This is a genomic window from Metallosphaera sp. D4-4, from assembly GCF_046245145.1.
Lineage (GTDB): Archaea > Thermoproteota > Thermoprotei_A > Sulfolobales > Sulfolobaceae > Metallosphaera > Metallosphaera sedula.
Genome location: NZ_CP176412.1, coordinates 559,773 through 577,648 on the forward strand (window position 1 = coordinate 559,773; position 17,876 = coordinate 577,648).

Below are 17,876 nucleotides of genomic sequence, written 5' to 3' on the forward strand. Positions count from 1 at the left end.
TTCTCACCTCGAAAGAGCTACGGTAACCGCAACTGAACCCAGGTCGTCCATGGACACAACGAGTCCCCTCCTTGCGTCCTTCACCCTTCTCCCCTTGAATGTCCCCGTGAGCTGGGCATATCCCTCGGCAACTTGGTAAACTCCCGTGGCACCTCCCGGGTAACCTCTCGCCTTCAGGCCTCCGGAGTAGTTAACCTGAACTTGATCCAGGTGAAGAAGGGATTTTCCCCTCTCAAGACCTAGCTCGTCTAGGATCATGGCCGCGGTCACGCTGTAGGAATCGTGGATTTCGTAGAAGTCAGGCTTAAACTCCCTCCATGGGGATACGGCATCCCTAACGGAGAGCAATTCCCTCAGGTTAACCCCAGCAGTTGAGAAGCTAACCCCCTCTACCTTCACAGGGGCCTCGCTAACCTTCCTCGCGACCTCCTCATTCGTGATCAGGACCGCTGAGGCGCCATCTGCCCTCGCAGCCGTGTCGAAGAGCCTGAGCGGGTCAGACACAACCTGTGATGAAAGGATTGTCTCCTTATCCACGGGGAATTTCAGGTAAGCGTAATGATTCTCAGAAGCATACTTATGCATGAGGTAGGGCCACTCAGCGAAGTATTCCCTGGGAACGTTGTACCTCTTCATGTAGAGCTTCATCTGGATTGCAGCGAAGGCCTGAGGGATTACCCCGGCCCTGTAGGAGAACTCCTCATCTAGATTCTCAGCCAGTATGTCGTTTAGGTGAGATGCAGGGAAATCGCCGAGTTTCTCGGCTCCAACCACCAACACTGACTTAGCTGTGCCCGACTTCACTAGGGAGTAAGCGGAGTAGATTGCAGATCCTCCGCTTGCGTCTCCGTTCTCGACACGGATAGCCGGGATCCTGTAACCTAGGGCTCTCGCAAGTTTCCCCGCGAGCTGAACCTGCTCCTCGGTACTTTCACCATAGGCGTTGGCCAGGAGGAGAACGTCGGGTTTGTGCTCGCTGAGCTCCTCCTCGAGCTCCGAGACCGCAGCTATGGCAAGGTCTAGGAGGCTGTTCTCGTAATACCTATCAATGCGGAGAGTGGATCCTGTGGCAACGAAAACGTTCATGGGGTTCACCTAGTTAGTCGTAAACCTTGAACTTGTGGGTTGTCTTTGCGTAACTCGCGTAATCCACGAGCTTCTTTCTTTGGATGTAGTAGTCCGTGGTGTGGGCTAACTTCTGTCTCTCGAGGATCTTGTCAGTTATCATGAAGCTATATGCGTCACTTCCAGCACCACTCCCGAAGGGAGCCACGAGGATCCTCTGGCCAGGCTTGGCCACATCTAGTACCCTCGCGAATCCGAGGAGAGCCGAGGCATTGTAGGGGTTCCCAATCAGGGTTGAGACCATTCCCTGCTTCACCTTCTCAAGGGGTACTCCAAGTTTCTTGGCCATCTGGAACGGGAACTTTCCGTTGGGTTGGTGAAACACAAAGTAGTCAAAGTCAGAAACCTTGAGCCCGGTGTCCTGAAGTAACCTATTCACGGCCTCATAAATGTGGGCGAAGTAAGCAGGTTCTCCTGTGAAGGCCTCCCCGTGAAGCGGATACGGCATCCCATCCCTCCTCCAGAAGTCCGGGGTGTCAGTAACGTAGGACGTACTCGCCTCAACCACAGCTGAGGCCTCCTCCGCCCTTCCGACGACGAAGGCCACCGCAGCTGCGGCTGAGCTCAACTCGAGAACGTCACCAGGATTGGATTGCGCTGTATCAGATCCAACCACGAGTGAGTAGGAAACCTGACCGCTCTCAACCATGGAGAAAGCCATCCTGAGTCCCGCTGAAGCAGCCCTGCAGGCGAACTCTAGGTCCGCCGTCAAGGAGAACTTGGACAGACCCAGCGCGTCGATCAGGATCGCCGAGGTTGACTTGACTGCGTAAACCTTGGACTCAGAACCAAAGAGCGCCATCTCAACTTCCCTGGGGTCAATCATCGCCCTTGTGAGGGCGTCCCTCGAAGCCTCAATTGCCATCGTCGTCGAGTCCTCATCGGCTGCCGGAACCGACTTCTCCGTGAGACCTAGTGCCTTAACAACTCCCTCCTCCTTGCCCCACACAGAGGCAATATCGCTTACCTTTATCCTGTACTTCGGAACGTAAGAGCCCCATCCAATGATACCTGTGTGCATCCTGTCCCTTAATTCATCATGATTATAAAGGTTTTCGGTAATTGTCTATAGGGTTATAGACAAGAGTCGAAAAAAGATTAACTGGAGCTTCTATCTGCGAAGAAGACTTGGTATCGTCTAGGCTTCAGGGCCTCGACGATGAACTTGAAAGCAGCCTGGGGGTCGCTGTCCTCTCCGCAGGTGTAAACGTCTAGAGTGGCGTAGTTGTATTCGTTCCATGTGTGAAGTGCGATGTGGCTCTCCTCAATTAGGGCTATGACCGAGACTCCGCCCTTCTTTCCACCGAAGCTCCAGGACTTAGCCTCGACCAGGTTCATGTGAGCGATCTCAACTGCCTTCAGAACTAGATCCTTGAGGAGTTGCTCGTTGTTCAGGTCTTCCGGGTCAATGTCGTATAGATTTCCGAAAACGTGTTTTCCTATTATTCTGTCTTCAGGGGATTGGAACGTGACCTGTTCAGACATCTCCTGTTCTTGTACCCTCCGTCATGAAGATGGATCTAGGATTAATAAATGTAACTAGAGGTTTTGAGGTAGAAAGAAGGGATGAAGGAAAAGGGAATTACTATGCAAAGGCAGTCTCATTTGGGAGAACGGTGGCGAAAACTGAGACGTTGTAACCTGAGATCTCGAGGAGAAGGGTTCTGTTCCATACGTAGGAGGGGAGGGTGAAGTTGTAGATGAGGGGGGCTGGGACAGTGTGAGGTGACGTGATCTGGTTGGAGATATTGATCCATTGGCCATGATAGTCATAGAATATGCCCTCTAGAGTGTAGTTACTCCCTCCTCTTATCGTGAGCAGGGTTGATTTAGAGGGCGTGGAGTTGAAGAAGAGGAGGATAGATCCTCCATCTATCTGTCTCCTGAGTACTGAGATTTCGTCTACCTGTTGAGCTGAGGGTTTTGAAAAGTCGAGAACTAGGAAGGCTAGAGGTACTAGGATGACGACGATTAGGATTATTGCGATGATGAAGGCAATGAATTCAGATTGAGCTTTCATGGAATCACCTAAAGTTTATCCCAACCTATATCCCATGTATATATAACAGTGATGTTCGTGGGATAATTTATCGTGACTATAGGCTGTAACAGTGAATTATTTTGATCAGTAGTATTTAAAAACTCGCAGGGCGACCAAGTAAGACCACCATTGAATATATGATAGGTGAGATTAGTATAAGTTACGTTTACATAACAATTACTTATGATTAAATGCTCATATGGCTGATTTGTAACTAAACAATATAAATCAGTAATATTCATAAAATCTCCTATTCCACTAATATAGTACGTTCCATTTTTAATCCAGATTGGCTGATTAGAATAATTATATAAACTACTATTAAGTTGAAAGTATAGGCCATATTCGCTAGGATTATTAGTCAAAGGAGGTATGTTATAAACGTGTTGTAAAGCGTCTGCAAAACAATAATAATATTCGATACTTTTGACATTATTCGGAATATCTTTCGCAGAATATAAGGCAAAAATTCTAATATAGTTAAAAACATTTACATAACTGATTTTTAATGTAGAATAACTACTTGATGGGTTAACGAACGCGATAAACTCATAAGAAGGATAGTTTGTCGTGTCTATAGACGAAGACTCATAGGCGTAATGATATATAATACCTTTATTCTCGTATTTTGTATTATTAAATTGCAATGTATTAACGGTTACGTTAATAAAACCAGCAAGTACTGATATATTTTCATTCCCATTTATTGTGTATCTAATTCCGTTAACTGTAACATTAATGGTGGTAAAAGGATAAGTAGTGATTTCTAACTTAATTGTTTTAGTTAAGGGCGTATAGTTAGCAATGAGGGACATTGAACCTCCACCTAAGGAAACATTGGCCACTCTATACGAGGTGCTGTTCAGGGTTAGCCCACTAGCGATCCAGTTGTGAAACACTCCTGTTACAATAGATCCATTAGGTCTCTCATAAAACACATACTCAGGAGCCTTGACCACAAAAGTTCCCGTCTGATTTGGAAACGCTACGGGTGTGGTGTAGTTCTTGTAGGTCCCATCAATGTTTGTGGTCACGTTAGTGGCTACTCCAATAGGTCCATTAGGCTCAGCGATCTCAGCTGCGATAACTAGACCACCTTTAGCTGAGGTGGAGTATGGTCCAATAGACGATTTAGGTGTTAGGAAGAAAAAGTTACCCAGGGAGGTCACAATGATGATGGGTTTCCCCTGAACGTAACTGGGAAGGGTCAGATTTGTGAACGCGTTGACCGTGATAGGGTAATTATAAGAAAGGTTTAGCCATACTCCACCTTGTAGGTAAAGGATCTTCACAATGGTGAGGTTGGTAGGAGGAACGAAGGTGCCGTTGGTGTAGTAGAACTCTATGGAGGAGTTCGCGTAGTAAATTGCAGGATGTCCATATTCGACTTGCTTAACCTGAAGGTTCTTGAGGAAAATGTAGTTATTGACTAGTGCCAGTTTCTCGGTACCTGCTTGTTGGCTGTTTGTGAAGAATGTAATCATGGGAATGGAGATTACCAAGACTACTATGATAAGCATCAGAATTGCAATGGCATTAGTTAAACCTCTTGAGAGTTTCATAACTCATTACCTCCATATTCCCACCGTTGGAAGTCTGTTATATAAAAGGGATAGTTTATGGTAAATGGCGAACTCTTAATTATTTCATCATTATAAATCTTATAAACCACTTTTCCAGCAGGACTAACCACTGTAATATTGAGGGGATTTGATAAGAGCTGAGAGAAATTTCCTGTTGAGGTTTTAAATTGCCCACTTAGCCCACATAAGTAAACATATGTAAAATCAAGAGTAGTCCCATTCTTAAAATACAGTCTTTCCACACCATCATTAGTTGTAGGCCCTATTACAAAACTGTTGTTTACTTGAATCAGCTGTCCCGCAATATCTCCAATTGCAGCCGTACTCCCGGGTTTAAGACTAACACCATTTGGAAATGAAAAACTATTATTCACCAGGATGGCATAATATACGTTAGATAGAGCATAGACTCCATAAACCTTGCCAGTTCCGTTGACGAAGATAATGTCTGTCCCCTTGATCGAAACATTTAACTTAGATAACTTAGAGGAAGATAGTCCATCAAATTTGTAACAATTAATCTCTCCGGCATACATGAAAAAGTTATTTTTATTATTATTGCTAGTGTTGGCATAATCGAACGAAATGTTATAATAAGATGGGAACTGTATAAGATGGTATCCGTAGGTTAAGTTTAGCTCAATACCAGAGGAGGTTAAGATGTATTTCTTGTTGTCTATTTTTACAGGAATTGTTTTATTTAGAGATGTCAGATTTAAACATGTGTTTTTATAATTTTTTATAGTTACGTTAGGGGCCAATGGAATATTCTTAGGCACTATCTGAACCTCATACTTAGTAGTCTGAGCTTTATAAATCGCAGTTATTACAGTTGCAGAGAACACGGTGACGGACGTTGAAAGCTGATTCGTTGCACTAAGCGTTCCTCCCACTATGGACCAGTTCTGGAAGGTTCCAGTCAGTCCGTACTGAGGTAGGAAAACAGTCTGGTTCTTATCAGTTAGGGGATAGGTCCCAGGCGTAACATAGTAAACCTGAGGTGTAATCGAGCTACTTCCCGTGGTCGGAAAAATGACCTGAACCGACACAGGTATGAAGTTAGACCCATTCTCGACAAAGGAGGCAATATACACCGGGAGTTTCCCTGCTGGTCCCTGCACATTTACTGTGTTGATCGAGGTATTTGGGTTCAGGAAATACACATTACCTTCGCCCGACACCATGATGATAGGTTTATCAAACGCCTTACTTGGAAGCGGTATGAACGTGTTTCCCGCAACAACCAGGGAACCCTTTAGCACAGGGCTCCAAGTTGTTCCGTTGTAGTAGTAGATCTGCGTCACGTTTAACGGGTATGGAATTGACGTGAAGATAACCTCAAGATATGGTGACTTGCTTGAGTTATAGTAGACGTTTGGATTCCCCCTAAATACCTGGTTCACCTCCTGTGTCTGTCCCTCGAGGTATCCGGTTGCCTGTTGTGATCCCTGGTTCGAGTAGATTTGTGTCGAGCTCATAAAAAGATAGGCTGGAACTATGACTGCCACAAGTAAAATAAACATGAGGACCATGAAAATGGGCACGGATATGGCTCTCCTGATCATGAGGAGGGCACCCCCGTGAAAGTGTAACCTATCCTGAAGGTGTCCCCTTGACCGTAGAGAACCCATATCACGATTATATCCCCCTGTTGGTACCCCTTCGCAAACACAGTGACTGGGGTATTGAAGGGGGTGGTATACGCGGTCAAGGGAGAATTATACAGAACTTGACCATTCAAGTCATATATTCTCGAGATGTCCTCTGGCCTATCTGGAGCCCCAGTAATCGAGTAGACCTTAAAGGTTGAGGGGCCTGGAGGACTGGTAGGTGTAACTAAGGAGATTGAAGGCTCAAAACTTTGTGGAACATAAAAGGCAACTATGGAAACGTTTCCGCTCTCGGCTGGATCATAAACTTCCAGGACCAAGCTACCCGACGTTGAATTGACAAGGAGAGGTCCAACGCTGAGAGTCGTTTGTGAAGCTATATTGCTCGCAGTCTGTTCCTCAGATGTTAGAATTATCTGAGGATAGAGCACAGAGATCGAGAAAGCGACTACAGCAATTCCCAAAGCCACAACTATGGAAATTAATATTATCTCTTGGACAATGTTTTCGGGCATGAACTTCTATATAAATAGCTATCTACAGTGTAAAAAAGTTTTAATGAATGAAGATATAAACTTGGCTACGGGGTTGGCTGTGTGTGTCCAACAATTTATTTCTCCCTCCAAATTTCCAATAGATTGTAGACCGTGAAGAAGGCCGAGAACCAGGATTCAAGGCTTCTCTTGCTCGCGTTCCACGGGAAGTGGAAGTCCATGGTCGAGAGCCTATGCTTCGCGGTTCTAAACACCTGCTCAACCCTGTTCCTAATCCCGAAGGTGACGTGCTCGTGGTCGACCCCCGCTATCGAGAGGAAGTTGTACGCGGGGAGGCCGTCGTGTATGTACTTGGCCCTCAGGAACTCTCCTCTCGTCCTTATCTCCACCTGCCTCACTCGCTTCACGAGGATAATCACGTCGAGGCCCGACCTGGCCTTCGTGATCATGAAGAACGGGATAACTCCCGTGTTGACGTCCCTCACGACCCACAGGTAGTACATCACCCCCTTCACCAGAAGTACCTTCGTCTCGTCCACCGCGTACTCCCCGGTCAAGGGGAGGTCGAGCGTCGTCCTCGTCGCTCTTCTCCAATAATAGTGAACCGTGCTCCTCGGGACCCTGAACCTCCTGAGGGATAGTCCAAGGAAATAACTAGCTAACGCTTCCGCCAACTCCTGAAGGGACCAGAACCGGGGCTTAAGGTTATTAAGTTGGAGAAGGTAGATCATTACCTGGGTCAGGACGGGAAGAGGTACGCTCCTCTTCACGTCTGCTCACGTGATAGACCCGTCCTGACCCTTAAATATTATTTTGTCTAATTTAGCAATATTGTTGGACACACACGGGTTGGCTTTTCGAAATTAGTCCACGAAACTATCCCTGATCATTTTCAGGGCGAGTTAAATTGAATTCTAGCGGTGATATAAAAAATTAACAAATCTGACCACTATTTAAGAAGGTATGATCTGGTGACTCAGGGTTCGGGCACAAATTTCGCGTGAAATCTCTTCATTGACTTAAATACTGGCTAGCTGATTTTATAATATGCCTTCAGTGGTGGTAACTCTTCTAGTGGTCCTTGTTACATTAATGCTAGCGATAGGAGTATTTGGTCTCTATAATTCTTACTTTTCTACTCAGGGCTCAACCATTGCGGGGAACGAGATTGTAGTATCTCAATCAAAGCAAACCGAGATCTTCGTGTCACCTATAACGTTCAAGGGAATAGGGCCCAGCTACACTTATTTTAACATATCATTTCTACTGTGGTACTCTGCCCCAGTGAAGAACGTGGTTCTAGTCCCATTCGTGGTTAATCCTTTGCCTGGTCTGGGAACTTACCTATATAGTCCCCAAGGAAATCCTAACGCAACCATTTTCATGAATTATTCGGGAGGCCTTAAGATATTGCCCCATTTCACGCTAAATTCGCCTGTTTATACTCCGCAGGGACAACAACTTCAGTCAGGGGTACCCGCATACAACGCGTCAAGCACCGGGACTTATATTGCGCATTTCGTTGCGAAGACAGGTCAGATCGTCGTGGTCTGGGTCTTGACGCATGAGTTTGGGAAATGGTATAGGCTCGGCTACTTCTTCGTGAATCCAGCCGATGCCGGTTTAGGACTTTATGTTGTGACGCACACGGGTAGTTATCTAGGAAATAGTCAACAAGTGAATTTCCAAGCACCTCTTCTGTTCACCAATAATAAGGGAGTCCAGACAGGTCTATGGTTTGAACCGCTGGGCAATGCTACAACGAATTCTACCATATTTTATGCCATAATAAATACTACAAACAATCAATTTTACTATCTAAAAATATATCAAAGTGGATATAATATTTACGTTAGTACCAATGAGAATAGTGGAAGCCACCTCTTAGGTTCAGTATCTCCATTTAATTGGTATTTTCTAAACTTTACTTACGGCCATCAAACAGGTAATAATGTAACACTTTTTTACAGTAATAGAACAATTATTGGAAATATTTCTTTTCCCATTGGTGAAGCTAATGGGTACGAGATAAAAATTACTTTTGGTTCCAATAGTTTTACAGACGCTATATCTCAAGCGTTCTTGGTGACAAAACAAAACAAAAATAATGTCACGGATACATGTTTCTATAACATATCTACCACTATGCTCAAGCATGGCCCATATTATAATAATACTATGGCGTATAATTTAACTATCAATAATGCTAAACATTCTCTATACGGAATAGTCTATTGGAACTTTGTGTATCCATCCTCCTCTCCACCAGCTACATTATCTGCTATAGCTTGGTATTGGCCGTCAGGATCAGGTCAATATAAATATGCTAACATCACGTACTTGATGGAGTCTGGGCCTAATACTTGGATAATAGGATAGTCTTTTTTAAAGACTTCGCTAAAACCAACTCCTTTCATGTGGTTACAAGGTAAATGTCTGCATCGCTGATGAGAGTAAATCTTTTTTGATGTATCCCCCTTTACTTGTAGGGACCCGTAGCTCAGCCAGGATAGAGCGCCGGCCTCCTAAGCGGAGGCAAGAGTGAGCCGAGGGTCGGGGGTCCGAATCCCCCCGGGTCCGCTTTTCACCTTGTCATTCCAGAAAGTCTTGAACCCTATTCACGTCAAAACCGTCAATCATGAAAGATCCCACAAGGTCAAAAACCTTAGTAGATTTACGGAGGATAACGAAGTCGCTCGTCACCGACGTTCCCTGAGACGCGATAATCTCCTTGTCTGCCCTGTTCACTACACTCACATCTAAACCTAGACCCCTCAACTTTCCCGCTATCTCACCGCTCATACTAACCTGAGAATCTAAAACTATCCTAAACTTTAGTCCAAGCGAGATCAAGAGCTCCCCCACAGACACTAAGGCGTTCACTAACCTTGAGTCACCTTTCTTTCTCCCGAGTCCGAGGTCCCTCACAAAGTTGTCGTCACAGAGGAAGAGCTGTTCCCCATCCCAGGCGTTCACCAGACTTAGGCCAACGTTGAATCCATCCAGGATCAAGGGTTCCTTCAACCCCACTTTCCCCTTGATCATCTCAACCTCCTTCTCGGGATGAATACATCTAAAAAGGAGAAGTCTTTCCTCCCTGCTCAGTCCATATCTCCCGGTTACCAGATCCAGCGAGGGCTTGCTTCCATATCCCCTGTCTAGAAGGTACCTATAATCAAGAATTGCCTCCCTTAATTGCTCTCTCCACGATATCAATTACCTCCTCCCTTGTTCCCTTCTCCATCATCACCGATCCAAAGGTCCCTCTTCCTCCTCCCTTTCCTCCTGCCTTCACAAGCTCCGTTACAACGGTGGACACGTTAAGGTCCTTGCTAGTTCCAATCTCTACCTGGAGCTTCCCATTAACCTGGTTAACGTGAATCACAACAACTCCCTGAGTTGAAGTCAATCTCCTCATTGCCTCCCTCTCCAGATCCTCATCCTTCAGACTTGGTAGTATCATGATCTTGACTTTCCCAACGTTCCTGGTTTCCACGCGTTTCTCAAGGTCATCTAGGTATTGCCTTCTGTAGAAGGCTATTAACTCCTTCATCCTCTCGTTCTCTTCCTTCAATTTCTCAACTCTGCTCTCAATCTGCGAGGTTGACGTCTCAAGTTTGCTCGCTAACCCCTCCAGCTTGTCCTCTAGGTTCCCCGCATAAGACGAGATGACGTCCCCAGCCACGTACTCTAGCCTAATGATTCCATCCTGTATTTTCTCAACGTTGACTATCTTGATTCCGCCAATGTCAGCAGTGTTCGCAACGTGTGTTCCTCCACAGCTCTCCACATCCCAGTCCTTTATCTCGAGGAGCCTGATCACTGCCTTGTTGGGCACTCCTCCCTCGTAAATTGAGACCCCGTACTTGGTCTCGGCCTCGGTTCTGTTTATCTCAAATGGAGTCACGGGTCTCCTATCATTCACGACGAGGTTAGCCATCTCCTCTATCCTTTTCACCTCCTCCCTTGTGAGGTTCCTGTGATGGGTTATGTCAAGCCTGGCCTTCTCTGGGGTTTTCTCTGCGCCAGCCTGCCATACGTGATCGCCGAGGAGCTTTTTCGCGGCTGCTAGAACAACGTGAGTTCCAGTGTGATGTCTCATCATCCTGAACCTCCTCACCCAGTCTATCTCGCCCTTGACCTTTTCCCCTTCCTTCGCTGAGATCTCCCTTTCTAGAACATGAACTACTACATCACCAACCTTCTGTGTATCCGCAACTTTCACCCTTTGTCCCTCCAGTAGAAGCCATCCCTGATCTCCCAACTGTCCACCGCCCTCCGGGTAGAACACGGTCCTATCCAGGACGAGATACTTACCCAGAGACTTAACGACAACACCCTCAAAGTTCCTGGCATACTGATCCTTGTAGTACAACTTCTCCGTTGGAGGTAAGTCCTTCACCTGTTTCACAACCTCTGGCGGTAACTTCGTGGTATCCCATTCCTTTTTGACAGGAGCACTCTGGTGCCTCTTCGCGACTATTGAGTAGAAGTTGTGTGGAACTTCAACCTTGAGACCTTTCGACTTCATCTCCTCAGCCATTAGGTCTGGGGGAATTCCCTGAGAGTCGTACAGCTGGATCAGGTCCTCAACCCCAATCTCCCTCTTCTTGGTAAGCGAGCTAACCACAGAGCTCATCCTGTTGAGTATCTCGTTAAACTTCTCCTGTTCAAGGTTGACTGCGTCCAGTATGTAGTCCCTGTTCCTCATGAGCTGGGTGAAGTCCTTTCCCCAGAAGCCTATCTGCATATCCACTAGCTCTGAGAGTCTCACATCCACGTTCAAGAGCTTCAGGGTCCTGAGAGCCCTCCTTATCAACAGCCTTCCAAGGTATCCTTCACCTCCGCTTGAGGGGACAAGCCCATCCCCAAGCATGAGCGCAATCGTCTTTGTGTGGTCAAGTACTTGAAACACCCTGGCAGCCCTGGTTAATTCCTCACTAACCTCCTTAACGGGGAGACCCATTGCCTTTGCGACCTGTTCCCTATGTCCCTGGATCGTGGAAGGAACGTCAGGGTCAATCTTTCCTGCAAACCTTGAGGCTACCTTCAGCATATCTGGATTCAAGCTGGGTAGACCGAGTTTTTCAAGAAACTTGTTCACCAACTCCCCATATATTGCGTGGAAAGCAGTTGGCGTTTTCTGGGTAAACCAAGCGAGCCTCTCTATCCCGTATCCTGTATCCACGATCTTGAGCTTCAGGGGTACGTACTCTCCCTCTCTTATCTCGTATTGCATGAACACAAGAGTGGCTAGCTCAAGTCCTCCAACGGTTACCTCAAATGACGGTCCTGCATTTCCTCCTCCCTCCCACCAGGACTCCTTGAAATTCAGCAGTTCCTCAGGTATTCCCATCTCCTTCGTGAAGAACTCCTTGGCGTAGGCAACAGTCTCATCCTTCCAGTACAGGAACTTATCGGGGTAGTTGAACGCGTGATGACCACCCATCTCGAAGGTCGTGAGATGTCTCCCGAAGGTTATCCCAACGTTATCAACGTCGTCCATTCTAATGCAGGGCTGTGAAACCACTAGTGGATTAGCAGGTGGTGGAGAGATCCCGCTCGTAATATATGGTTGAAAATCAACTATGCTTGCAATCGTGAGGTAGAGGTCCTCTCTCCATCTTGCTAGCACCGGTTTCGGTGGGATTATCTCGTGCCCATTCCTCCTGAAGAAGTCTAGGAACCTCCTCCTAGCCTCACTCACGCTCCAATTGAGGTTGCTCTCCTTCATGTCCAGGAAGTAGTAGTCTGAACATGGGATATCTGCACAGTCCTCCCTGGTCTTGTCCTTGCTCCAGAAAGGAGTTTTACATACCTTACATTCCCTTCTTAGGTAATCGTGATCAAGAAAGAACTTGAGCCTGTACTCTTCTTGATTTCCCTTCATATCGAGTAGAATAAAAACCCGAGAGGATTAAAACGTCTTCTAAAAAACTACTAATTTATCCGAACAGAGAGGAGAGTCCTCCAGCAATTTCCTCGTCGCTTGGACCCTTCTTCTCTTCCTCTTCCTTCTTCTCCTCCTTCTTTGCCTCCTGTGCTGGAGCTGCAGCTGGTGCAGCGGCGACGGGCATTGCGGTAGCGTTCTTTAGAACTTCGTCAATGTTTACCTCCTTTAGGGCAGCCACTACTGCCTTCACTCTGACCTCGTCAACCTCAACTCCAGCAGCGCTGAGTACGCTTTTCACTGCATCCTCAGTTATTTCCTTCTTTGCTGTGTGCAAAAGCAAACTTGCGTATATGTATTCCATTTCGATCACCTATGAAGTGGTGGATCCGCTTTAAAAAACTAATTTATCCGAACAGAGAGGAGAGTCCTCCAGCAATTTCCTCGTCGCTTGGACCCTTCTTCTCTTCCTCTTCCTTCTTCTCCTCCTTCTCTTGCTGAACTGGTTGTTGCTTTGGAACCTCTACCCCTAGATCTACCTTCCCACCCAAGGCCGAGACCAATGCGTAGGCCTTGGCTACTGCTCTGCTTAGGACTGCGTTGGCAGTGTCTGGAGTTAGGAAGCCCGACTCTCCAGCAAGGGCTAATGCTCTCATGTGGGCCTTCCCTATGGTCAACTTGAGGACCTCTGGTACTGGGTAGGCTATCTCGACGCCTAGAGCTAGGGAATTTCTTGAGGCCTCTGCGACCATGGAGGAGTATTGATCTAGGTTGATCTCTAGTTCACTTACTGGTATAACTAACCCTTCGTGATACGCAGCCTTAAGTTTCAGCTTGACGTAGACTGGCATTATTCCCAGCTTCTGAAGTATTGGGGCAGCCTCAGGAGGTATTGGATCTCCAGGCTTCGCGATCACGGTGTCCTTCACTACGTGAACCTTACCGTCCTGTACCTTAGTCTGAACCTTAAGCTTTCCGAAGGTGCTTAGGATTGGGCCTGCGGTCATTCCCGTGTCTCCAGCAGGAATCACGACCTCCTCGTCCGCCTTGTCTCCGGGCATTGGATACCTCTTTAGCTTAAACTTGGATAGGAAGATTGAGATCGCGAAGGGGTTGTCATTGGAGAAAATGAAGGCGTTACTCCCCGTGATATAGTTCTCGATTTTACTGACGTCAATCCCTGCCCTCTTCGCAGCAATTAGGAAGAGGGTGTTCTTGGTCACTTTGATCTCTGCCTTTCCCCTTAACTTTTTCCTAATCTCGTGGAGCTTGTCTGTGGGGAATCCTTGGATGTCAGCAATCATGACGGTGCTAGAGTTCTTGATCTTTTCCTCTAGCTCAGCTACTTCGTCAATCTTCCATTTCGGGATTTTCCTTTCCTCTGTTATGCTCATGGTGATCACTTCAGATTAATCTGAACTGGTTTACCCATAGAGGTTTTCACGTATATAGCTTTGATGTAGGCTGGCCCCTTTATCTTTCCCTCTATGCTATTGAGGACAGCGAACACATTCTCCGCAATGTCCCCAGCTGGCTGATCCTCGGTTCCAACGAAGGTCTGCGTCTGTGGCTGGTCCTTTGTTTTCACTAGGGTGGATCTCTTATACCTGAGAATGTACTCAGAAACGTCTGAAGACGAGGGTAAGGGAGTTGGAAACTTCCCCCTGGGTCCTAGGGACGGACCCAAGATCCTACCTGCTAGGGACATGGAGTCCTGAGCTATGAGGAACCATTGATTCTTACTTGCTAGCTTCTTTACGGCCCTCTTTGCGCCCTGGAGTTTCTGAAGTTCCTCCTTGGACAGGACAACGTTGGGTTCAGCCCTCTTTGCCGATTCCATCTGTTCCAGCGACGGAACCACAAGGACGTTCCTGGGCTTTGATGGCGGTTTTGGTAGGACTATTGCCTCCCTGAGCTTTATGTCACCCCTCTTCATGTCCACGTCCTTAAAGGCGATGATCAACTCGACGCTTTGGGTGAACTCCCTCTTGGGATTGTTCTCCTTAGAGAGTGCCTGCTTAACTGCTTCCTCAATTTTCTCCTTTGGGACTATCATTTAATCACCCTGAAGACCACTTTTCCTCCATTTCCTTTATCTTATCGTTATATTTACCTTCTTCTACTTCTCTCACCACTAGCTTGGGATCCTTGTTATCTACTGTTAGGCCAATTGATTTAGCTGTTCCCAGGATACTCTTCACAGCTCCCTTCAGTTCCTTGGCTGTTAGGGATGGCTTCTTCGAGATGGCGACCTCAATCACATCATCCATGGAGATGTTACCTATTTTCTTGTGCTCTGGATCCCCAGATGGACCGCTTGCTCCTGCCTTCTTCACAAGGAGAGAAGTAGTGGTCGGAACTCCCACGGACACCTCATACTTCTTAGTGTCCGTGTCCACGTCCAGTGTGACGGGGACTGTCATCCCCTTGAACTGAGACGTGGCCTCATTTATCTTCTTGACCACTTCCCCAACGTTTAACCCAAGTTGGGATAGGGTTGGGGCGAGGGGTGGACCGGGTTTTACGTTCCCTCCCTCTACCACTACTTTTATGGATTTTTTAGCCATGAAATTTCACCTTACGTCTTTTTAACGGGTCTAATTTGGTCTACAGGTATTGTTACCTGTAGAGGAAAGGCCGATTCCAGTATATTTAAAACTACTTCTCCGCGATCCGCATTATAACTCATGACCTGGGCCTGCATTCCCCTGAATGGGCCTGACACGACCTCCACCATGTCCCCTGTCTTTATGGAAGGACCTGTCTGCTTCTTTGATACCATCTTCATAATGTCATCCTTGGGAACAAGCCCAGGGGCAACGCCTCTCACGTGCCTGATACCAGCGATGATGAACTTCACCACATGTGGACCAGAACTCTCCACAATAACATATCCCTTGAGTCCTGGCGGGACTATGATGGAGTAAACGTCTCCAATACCGTTTGTCTTAATTCTCTCCTCAAGCATAATTGCGACACTTATTTCCTGACCCCCTGTAACCTTCACGGCATAGAAGTTCCTAACTTTCGGTGCTTCCACTTAGCATCCCTCTAACCTAGAAGAATAGAGAAGGCTAATTGGACTAGAAATGCCAGTAAGCCTACGAAGAGAAGGACAATAAGTGTTACTCTCAAGTTCAGGTAGAACATGCTTTTGTCTGGTTTCTTGGCGACGCTGATTATCCTTTTCCAATCTTCCCTGAGTTTCTTTATCCTATCAGCTAAGCCCATACTCACTATCTTTCCAGTGAAAATATTAATTTAACTGAGAGGCCGTGGAATGAACTACTTGCCTAGGTATACGAAAATGGATCTTAACTTAATAATCTGTCCGCGAACCAATCTGGGTCAAACTTAATAAGGGAATCGTAATCCTGACCCATTCCCAGATAGATCACGGGTTTCCCCAGCTTATATGCCAGAGAAAGGGCTACTCCTCCCTTGGCGTCTGCGTCAACCTTCGTGAGGATAACTGCGTCATACCCCACGTTCTTCTCGAAATACTCAGCCTGTTGTAGTGCATCATTTCCTGCCAGCGAATCTAGAACAAGGATCTTGAGGTCTGGCTTGGCTACCCTTACCACTCTCTTGAGTTCCTCCGTTAGGTCCTTGTCGGTATGCATCCTTCCGGCCGTGTCCACTAGGACTACGTCTATACCTCTACTCTTGGCGGACTGGATTGCGTCAAAGGCCACTGAGGCTGGATCTCCCCCATATTTTCCCTTGACTAGTGGAACCTCGAGTTTAGTTGCATGATAGGCGAGCTGTTCCTGAGCCGCTGCCCTGAAGGTGTCTGAAGCAGCTATGATCACGGATAACCCATTCTTCCTAAGTAACATGGCGAACTTTGCGATTGTCGTTGTCTTCCCCACGCCGTTAACTCCAAAGAACACTATGACGTAGGGTTTCTTGGAACTCTTAATGGTTTCAATCACGTCTCTTTCTCTGTAATTTTTTCTTAGAATCTCCCTTAGTGATTTTTTTAGTGACTCCTGTATAAGCTCCTCAAGGTTTTCCCTTCTTGAGATCTTCTGACCCACAAGGGTGTTCTTCAGGTCCTCTAAGATCTTATCCGTTACCTCGAGGGAGACGTCATCCTCAAGGAGCTCTATCCTGAGCTCCTCAATGAGGTCAGAGATGTCCTCCTCCTTAATTTCCCTATACTTGAAGAAACTAAAGAAGCCAGACTTGGACTCCTTCTCCTTGGGTTTTTCCTCAACCTCTTTCCTAGACTGTACCGGTTGAGCTGGTTGAGGTGTTGGTTCCTGTGGTGGCTGAGGCACAGTCTCTTGTGAGGGTTGAGCTTGAGAAGGAGAGATTTGAGGAACATTTTCCTCCTGTTTTTGTTCCTCCCTAGGTTCCTCTTTCTCGAACTTATTGGAAAGTTTCTCTGTAAAGGACGAAAAGGCTTTCTTTAACCTGTCGAAACAGTTCACTCACCTTGCTGTTGCTGAGCCCTGTTCAGAATCTCGGCTATCTGGGTGTAGGCATTAACTGCATTGTTAAGCCGGGCCGTAATGTCCTGGAGGCTCTTATTTAGCTGTTCTTCCCTCTCGTCGAGTATCTTGGAAGCCTGATCTGGCTCGATCTCGGCGTAATAGCCTAAACCCAAGTTAACCAAGACCTTTGAGGAAGGAATCTCTGTGACCTTCAACAGAACAAACCCTCTTCTATCTGCAGATAACAGGAGGTCCTTCCCCTGTCCCTTTATTAGGTTAATTGCCTCCTTTGCACTCCTTGCTGCATTAAGCGACTCCGCTATCTCGTCCCTAAGCTTCTGAAGAGCGTCTATCTCCTTTCTGAGGGCATCTGCTTGAGCCAGCAAATCCTCTAGGCTAACCACCATTCTGTTGTTGGATTCAGCCATTTCTATCACAATATTATCTTATCTATCTTAGATAGTTCTTTTATCCTTTTTTCTTTAACCGTTGACGGATCTACTTCCTTGATCTCTAGGATGGTTATGTTCCTCCTCTTGATCTTGTTTTTGCTTCCCAGATCCATGTAAACCTTCTCTTTCGCTTGTTCCTCGTTAAGCGCCCTCACGTACTTAGTGAAGCTCTGCCTTACTGGAAATTCGCTCTCGTTGAAGAGAGCAGTCCCCTTAACCATGAAAGTTTTAACTTCAGTCAT

General features: G+C 46.6%; 20 protein-coding genes and 1 tRNA gene. 2 read left to right on the forward strand and 19 right to left on the reverse strand.

Going from position 1 to position 17,876, the window contains the following annotated elements:
* Window positions 1-3 precede the first annotated feature (3 nt).
* The 8 genes from ACI49J_RS03170 to ACI49J_RS03205 all read right to left on the reverse strand — a co-directional run bounded on the left by ACI49J_RS03170 (window position 4) and on the right by ACI49J_RS03205 (window position 7,623).
* Window positions 4-1,086, reverse strand: coding sequence for a thiolase family protein (locus ACI49J_RS03170; protein ID WP_240254471.1), 1,083 nt, complete (start codon window positions 1,084-1,086; stop codon window positions 4-6).
* 13 nt (window positions 1,087-1,099) lie between these two features.
* Window positions 1,100-2,146 (reverse strand): hydroxymethylglutaryl-CoA synthase, encoded by a 1,047-nt coding sequence (locus tag ACI49J_RS03175; RefSeq protein ID WP_240254469.1) that lies wholly within the window; start codon window positions 2,144-2,146, stop codon window positions 1,100-1,102.
* A 77-nt stretch (window positions 2,147-2,223) separates the two neighbouring features.
* Window positions 2,224-2,610 (reverse strand): adenosylmethionine decarboxylase, encoded by a 387-nt coding sequence (gene speD, locus ACI49J_RS03180; RefSeq protein WP_240254468.1) that lies wholly within the window; start codon window positions 2,608-2,610, stop codon window positions 2,224-2,226.
* A 100-nt stretch (window positions 2,611-2,710) separates the two neighbouring features.
* Window positions 2,711-3,145, reverse strand: coding sequence for a hypothetical protein (locus tag ACI49J_RS03185; RefSeq protein WP_240254467.1), 435 nt, complete (start codon window positions 3,143-3,145; stop codon window positions 2,711-2,713).
* An 8-nt stretch (window positions 3,146-3,153) separates the two neighbouring features.
* Window positions 3,154-4,728, reverse strand: a complete 1,575-nt coding sequence (locus ACI49J_RS03190) for a hypothetical protein (RefSeq protein ID WP_409366462.1) — start codon at window positions 4,726-4,728, stop codon at window positions 3,154-3,156.
* The gene (locus ACI49J_RS03195; RefSeq protein ID WP_240254465.1) at window positions 4,725-6,314 is read right to left on the reverse strand and encodes a hypothetical protein; all 1,590 of its coding nucleotides are present in this window, start codon (window positions 6,312-6,314) and stop codon (window positions 4,725-4,727) included. The genes ACI49J_RS03190 and ACI49J_RS03195 overlap by 4 nt, the downstream gene beginning before the upstream one ends.
* The gene (locus ACI49J_RS03200; protein ID WP_240254464.1) at window positions 6,311-6,874 is read right to left on the reverse strand and encodes a hypothetical protein; all 564 of its coding nucleotides are present in this window, start codon (window positions 6,872-6,874) and stop codon (window positions 6,311-6,313) included. The genes ACI49J_RS03195 and ACI49J_RS03200 overlap by 4 nt, the downstream gene beginning before the upstream one ends.
* A 95-nt stretch (window positions 6,875-6,969) precedes the next feature.
* Window positions 6,970-7,623, reverse strand: a complete 654-nt coding sequence (locus tag ACI49J_RS03205; protein WP_011182870.1) for an IS6-like element ISSte1 family transposase — start codon at window positions 7,621-7,623, stop codon at window positions 6,970-6,972.
* 277 nt (window positions 7,624-7,900) lie between these two features.
* Here ACI49J_RS03205 and ACI49J_RS03210 point away from each other — a divergent pair, with 277 nt between their 5' ends.
* Both ACI49J_RS03210 and ACI49J_RS03215 read left to right on the forward strand, forming a co-directional pair.
* On the forward strand, window positions 7,901-9,232 hold the full coding sequence (locus ACI49J_RS03210; protein WP_240252507.1) for a hypothetical protein: 1,332 nt from the start codon (window positions 7,901-7,903) through the stop codon (window positions 9,230-9,232).
* 110 nt (window positions 9,233-9,342) lie between these two features.
* A tRNA-Arg gene (locus tag ACI49J_RS03215) sits at window positions 9,343-9,433 on the forward strand.
* A gap of 12 nt (window positions 9,434-9,445) precedes the next feature.
* Here the strand turns inward: ACI49J_RS03215 and ACI49J_RS03220 are convergent.
* From ACI49J_RS03220 to rpl18a, 11 genes are all read right to left on the reverse strand, one after another.
* A complete protein-coding gene (locus tag ACI49J_RS03220; protein WP_240252510.1) occupies window positions 9,446-10,069 on the reverse strand; it encodes a DUF434 domain-containing protein in 624 nt (207 codons plus the stop codon).
* A complete protein-coding gene (gene alaS, locus ACI49J_RS03225) occupies window positions 10,029-12,743 on the reverse strand; it encodes an alanine--tRNA ligase (protein ID WP_240252516.1) in 2,715 nt (904 codons plus the stop codon). Before alaS ends, ACI49J_RS03220 begins: the two co-directional genes overlap by 41 nt.
* A gap of 55 nt (window positions 12,744-12,798) precedes the next feature.
* Entirely contained in the window at window positions 12,799-13,107 is a 309-nt protein-coding gene (gene rpl12p, locus ACI49J_RS03230) for a 50S ribosomal protein P1 (protein WP_012021579.1), read from the reverse strand.
* A 43-nt stretch (window positions 13,108-13,150) separates the two neighbouring features.
* Complete coding sequence (locus ACI49J_RS03235) at window positions 13,151-14,146, reverse strand: 50S ribosomal protein L10 (RefSeq protein WP_240252517.1); 996 nt, start codon at window positions 14,144-14,146, stop codon at window positions 13,151-13,153.
* Complete coding sequence (locus tag ACI49J_RS03240) at window positions 14,143-14,799, reverse strand: 50S ribosomal protein L1 (RefSeq protein ID WP_240252520.1); 657 nt, start codon at window positions 14,797-14,799, stop codon at window positions 14,143-14,145. The genes ACI49J_RS03235 and ACI49J_RS03240 overlap by 4 nt, the downstream gene beginning before the upstream one ends.
* Window positions 14,800-14,803: 4 nt before the next feature.
* Window positions 14,804-15,310 (reverse strand): 50S ribosomal protein L11, encoded by a 507-nt coding sequence (locus ACI49J_RS03245; protein ID WP_240252521.1) that lies wholly within the window; start codon window positions 15,308-15,310, stop codon window positions 14,804-14,806.
* A gap of 11 nt (window positions 15,311-15,321) precedes the next feature.
* Entirely contained in the window at window positions 15,322-15,783 is a 462-nt protein-coding gene (locus tag ACI49J_RS03250; protein ID WP_012021575.1) for a transcription elongation factor Spt5, read from the reverse strand.
* 11 nt (window positions 15,784-15,794) lie between these two features.
* A complete protein-coding gene (locus ACI49J_RS03255; protein ID WP_012021574.1) occupies window positions 15,795-15,974 on the reverse strand; it encodes a preprotein translocase subunit SecE in 180 nt (59 codons plus the stop codon).
* A gap of 83 nt (window positions 15,975-16,057) precedes the next feature.
* Complete coding sequence (ftsY, locus tag ACI49J_RS03260) at window positions 16,058-17,179, reverse strand: signal recognition particle-docking protein FtsY (protein WP_240252524.1); 1,122 nt, start codon at window positions 17,177-17,179, stop codon at window positions 16,058-16,060.
* Entirely contained in the window at window positions 17,176-17,610 is a 435-nt protein-coding gene (pfdA, locus tag ACI49J_RS03265) for a prefoldin subunit alpha (protein WP_012021572.1), read from the reverse strand. The genes ftsY and pfdA overlap by 4 nt, the downstream gene beginning before the upstream one ends.
* A 5-nt stretch (window positions 17,611-17,615) precedes the next feature.
* Window positions 17,616-17,876 carry a 50S ribosomal protein L18Ae gene (gene rpl18a / locus ACI49J_RS03270; RefSeq protein WP_240252525.1) on the reverse strand — a complete coding sequence of 87 codons (261 nt, stop codon included), beginning with the start codon at window positions 17,874-17,876 and terminating at the stop codon, window positions 17,616-17,618.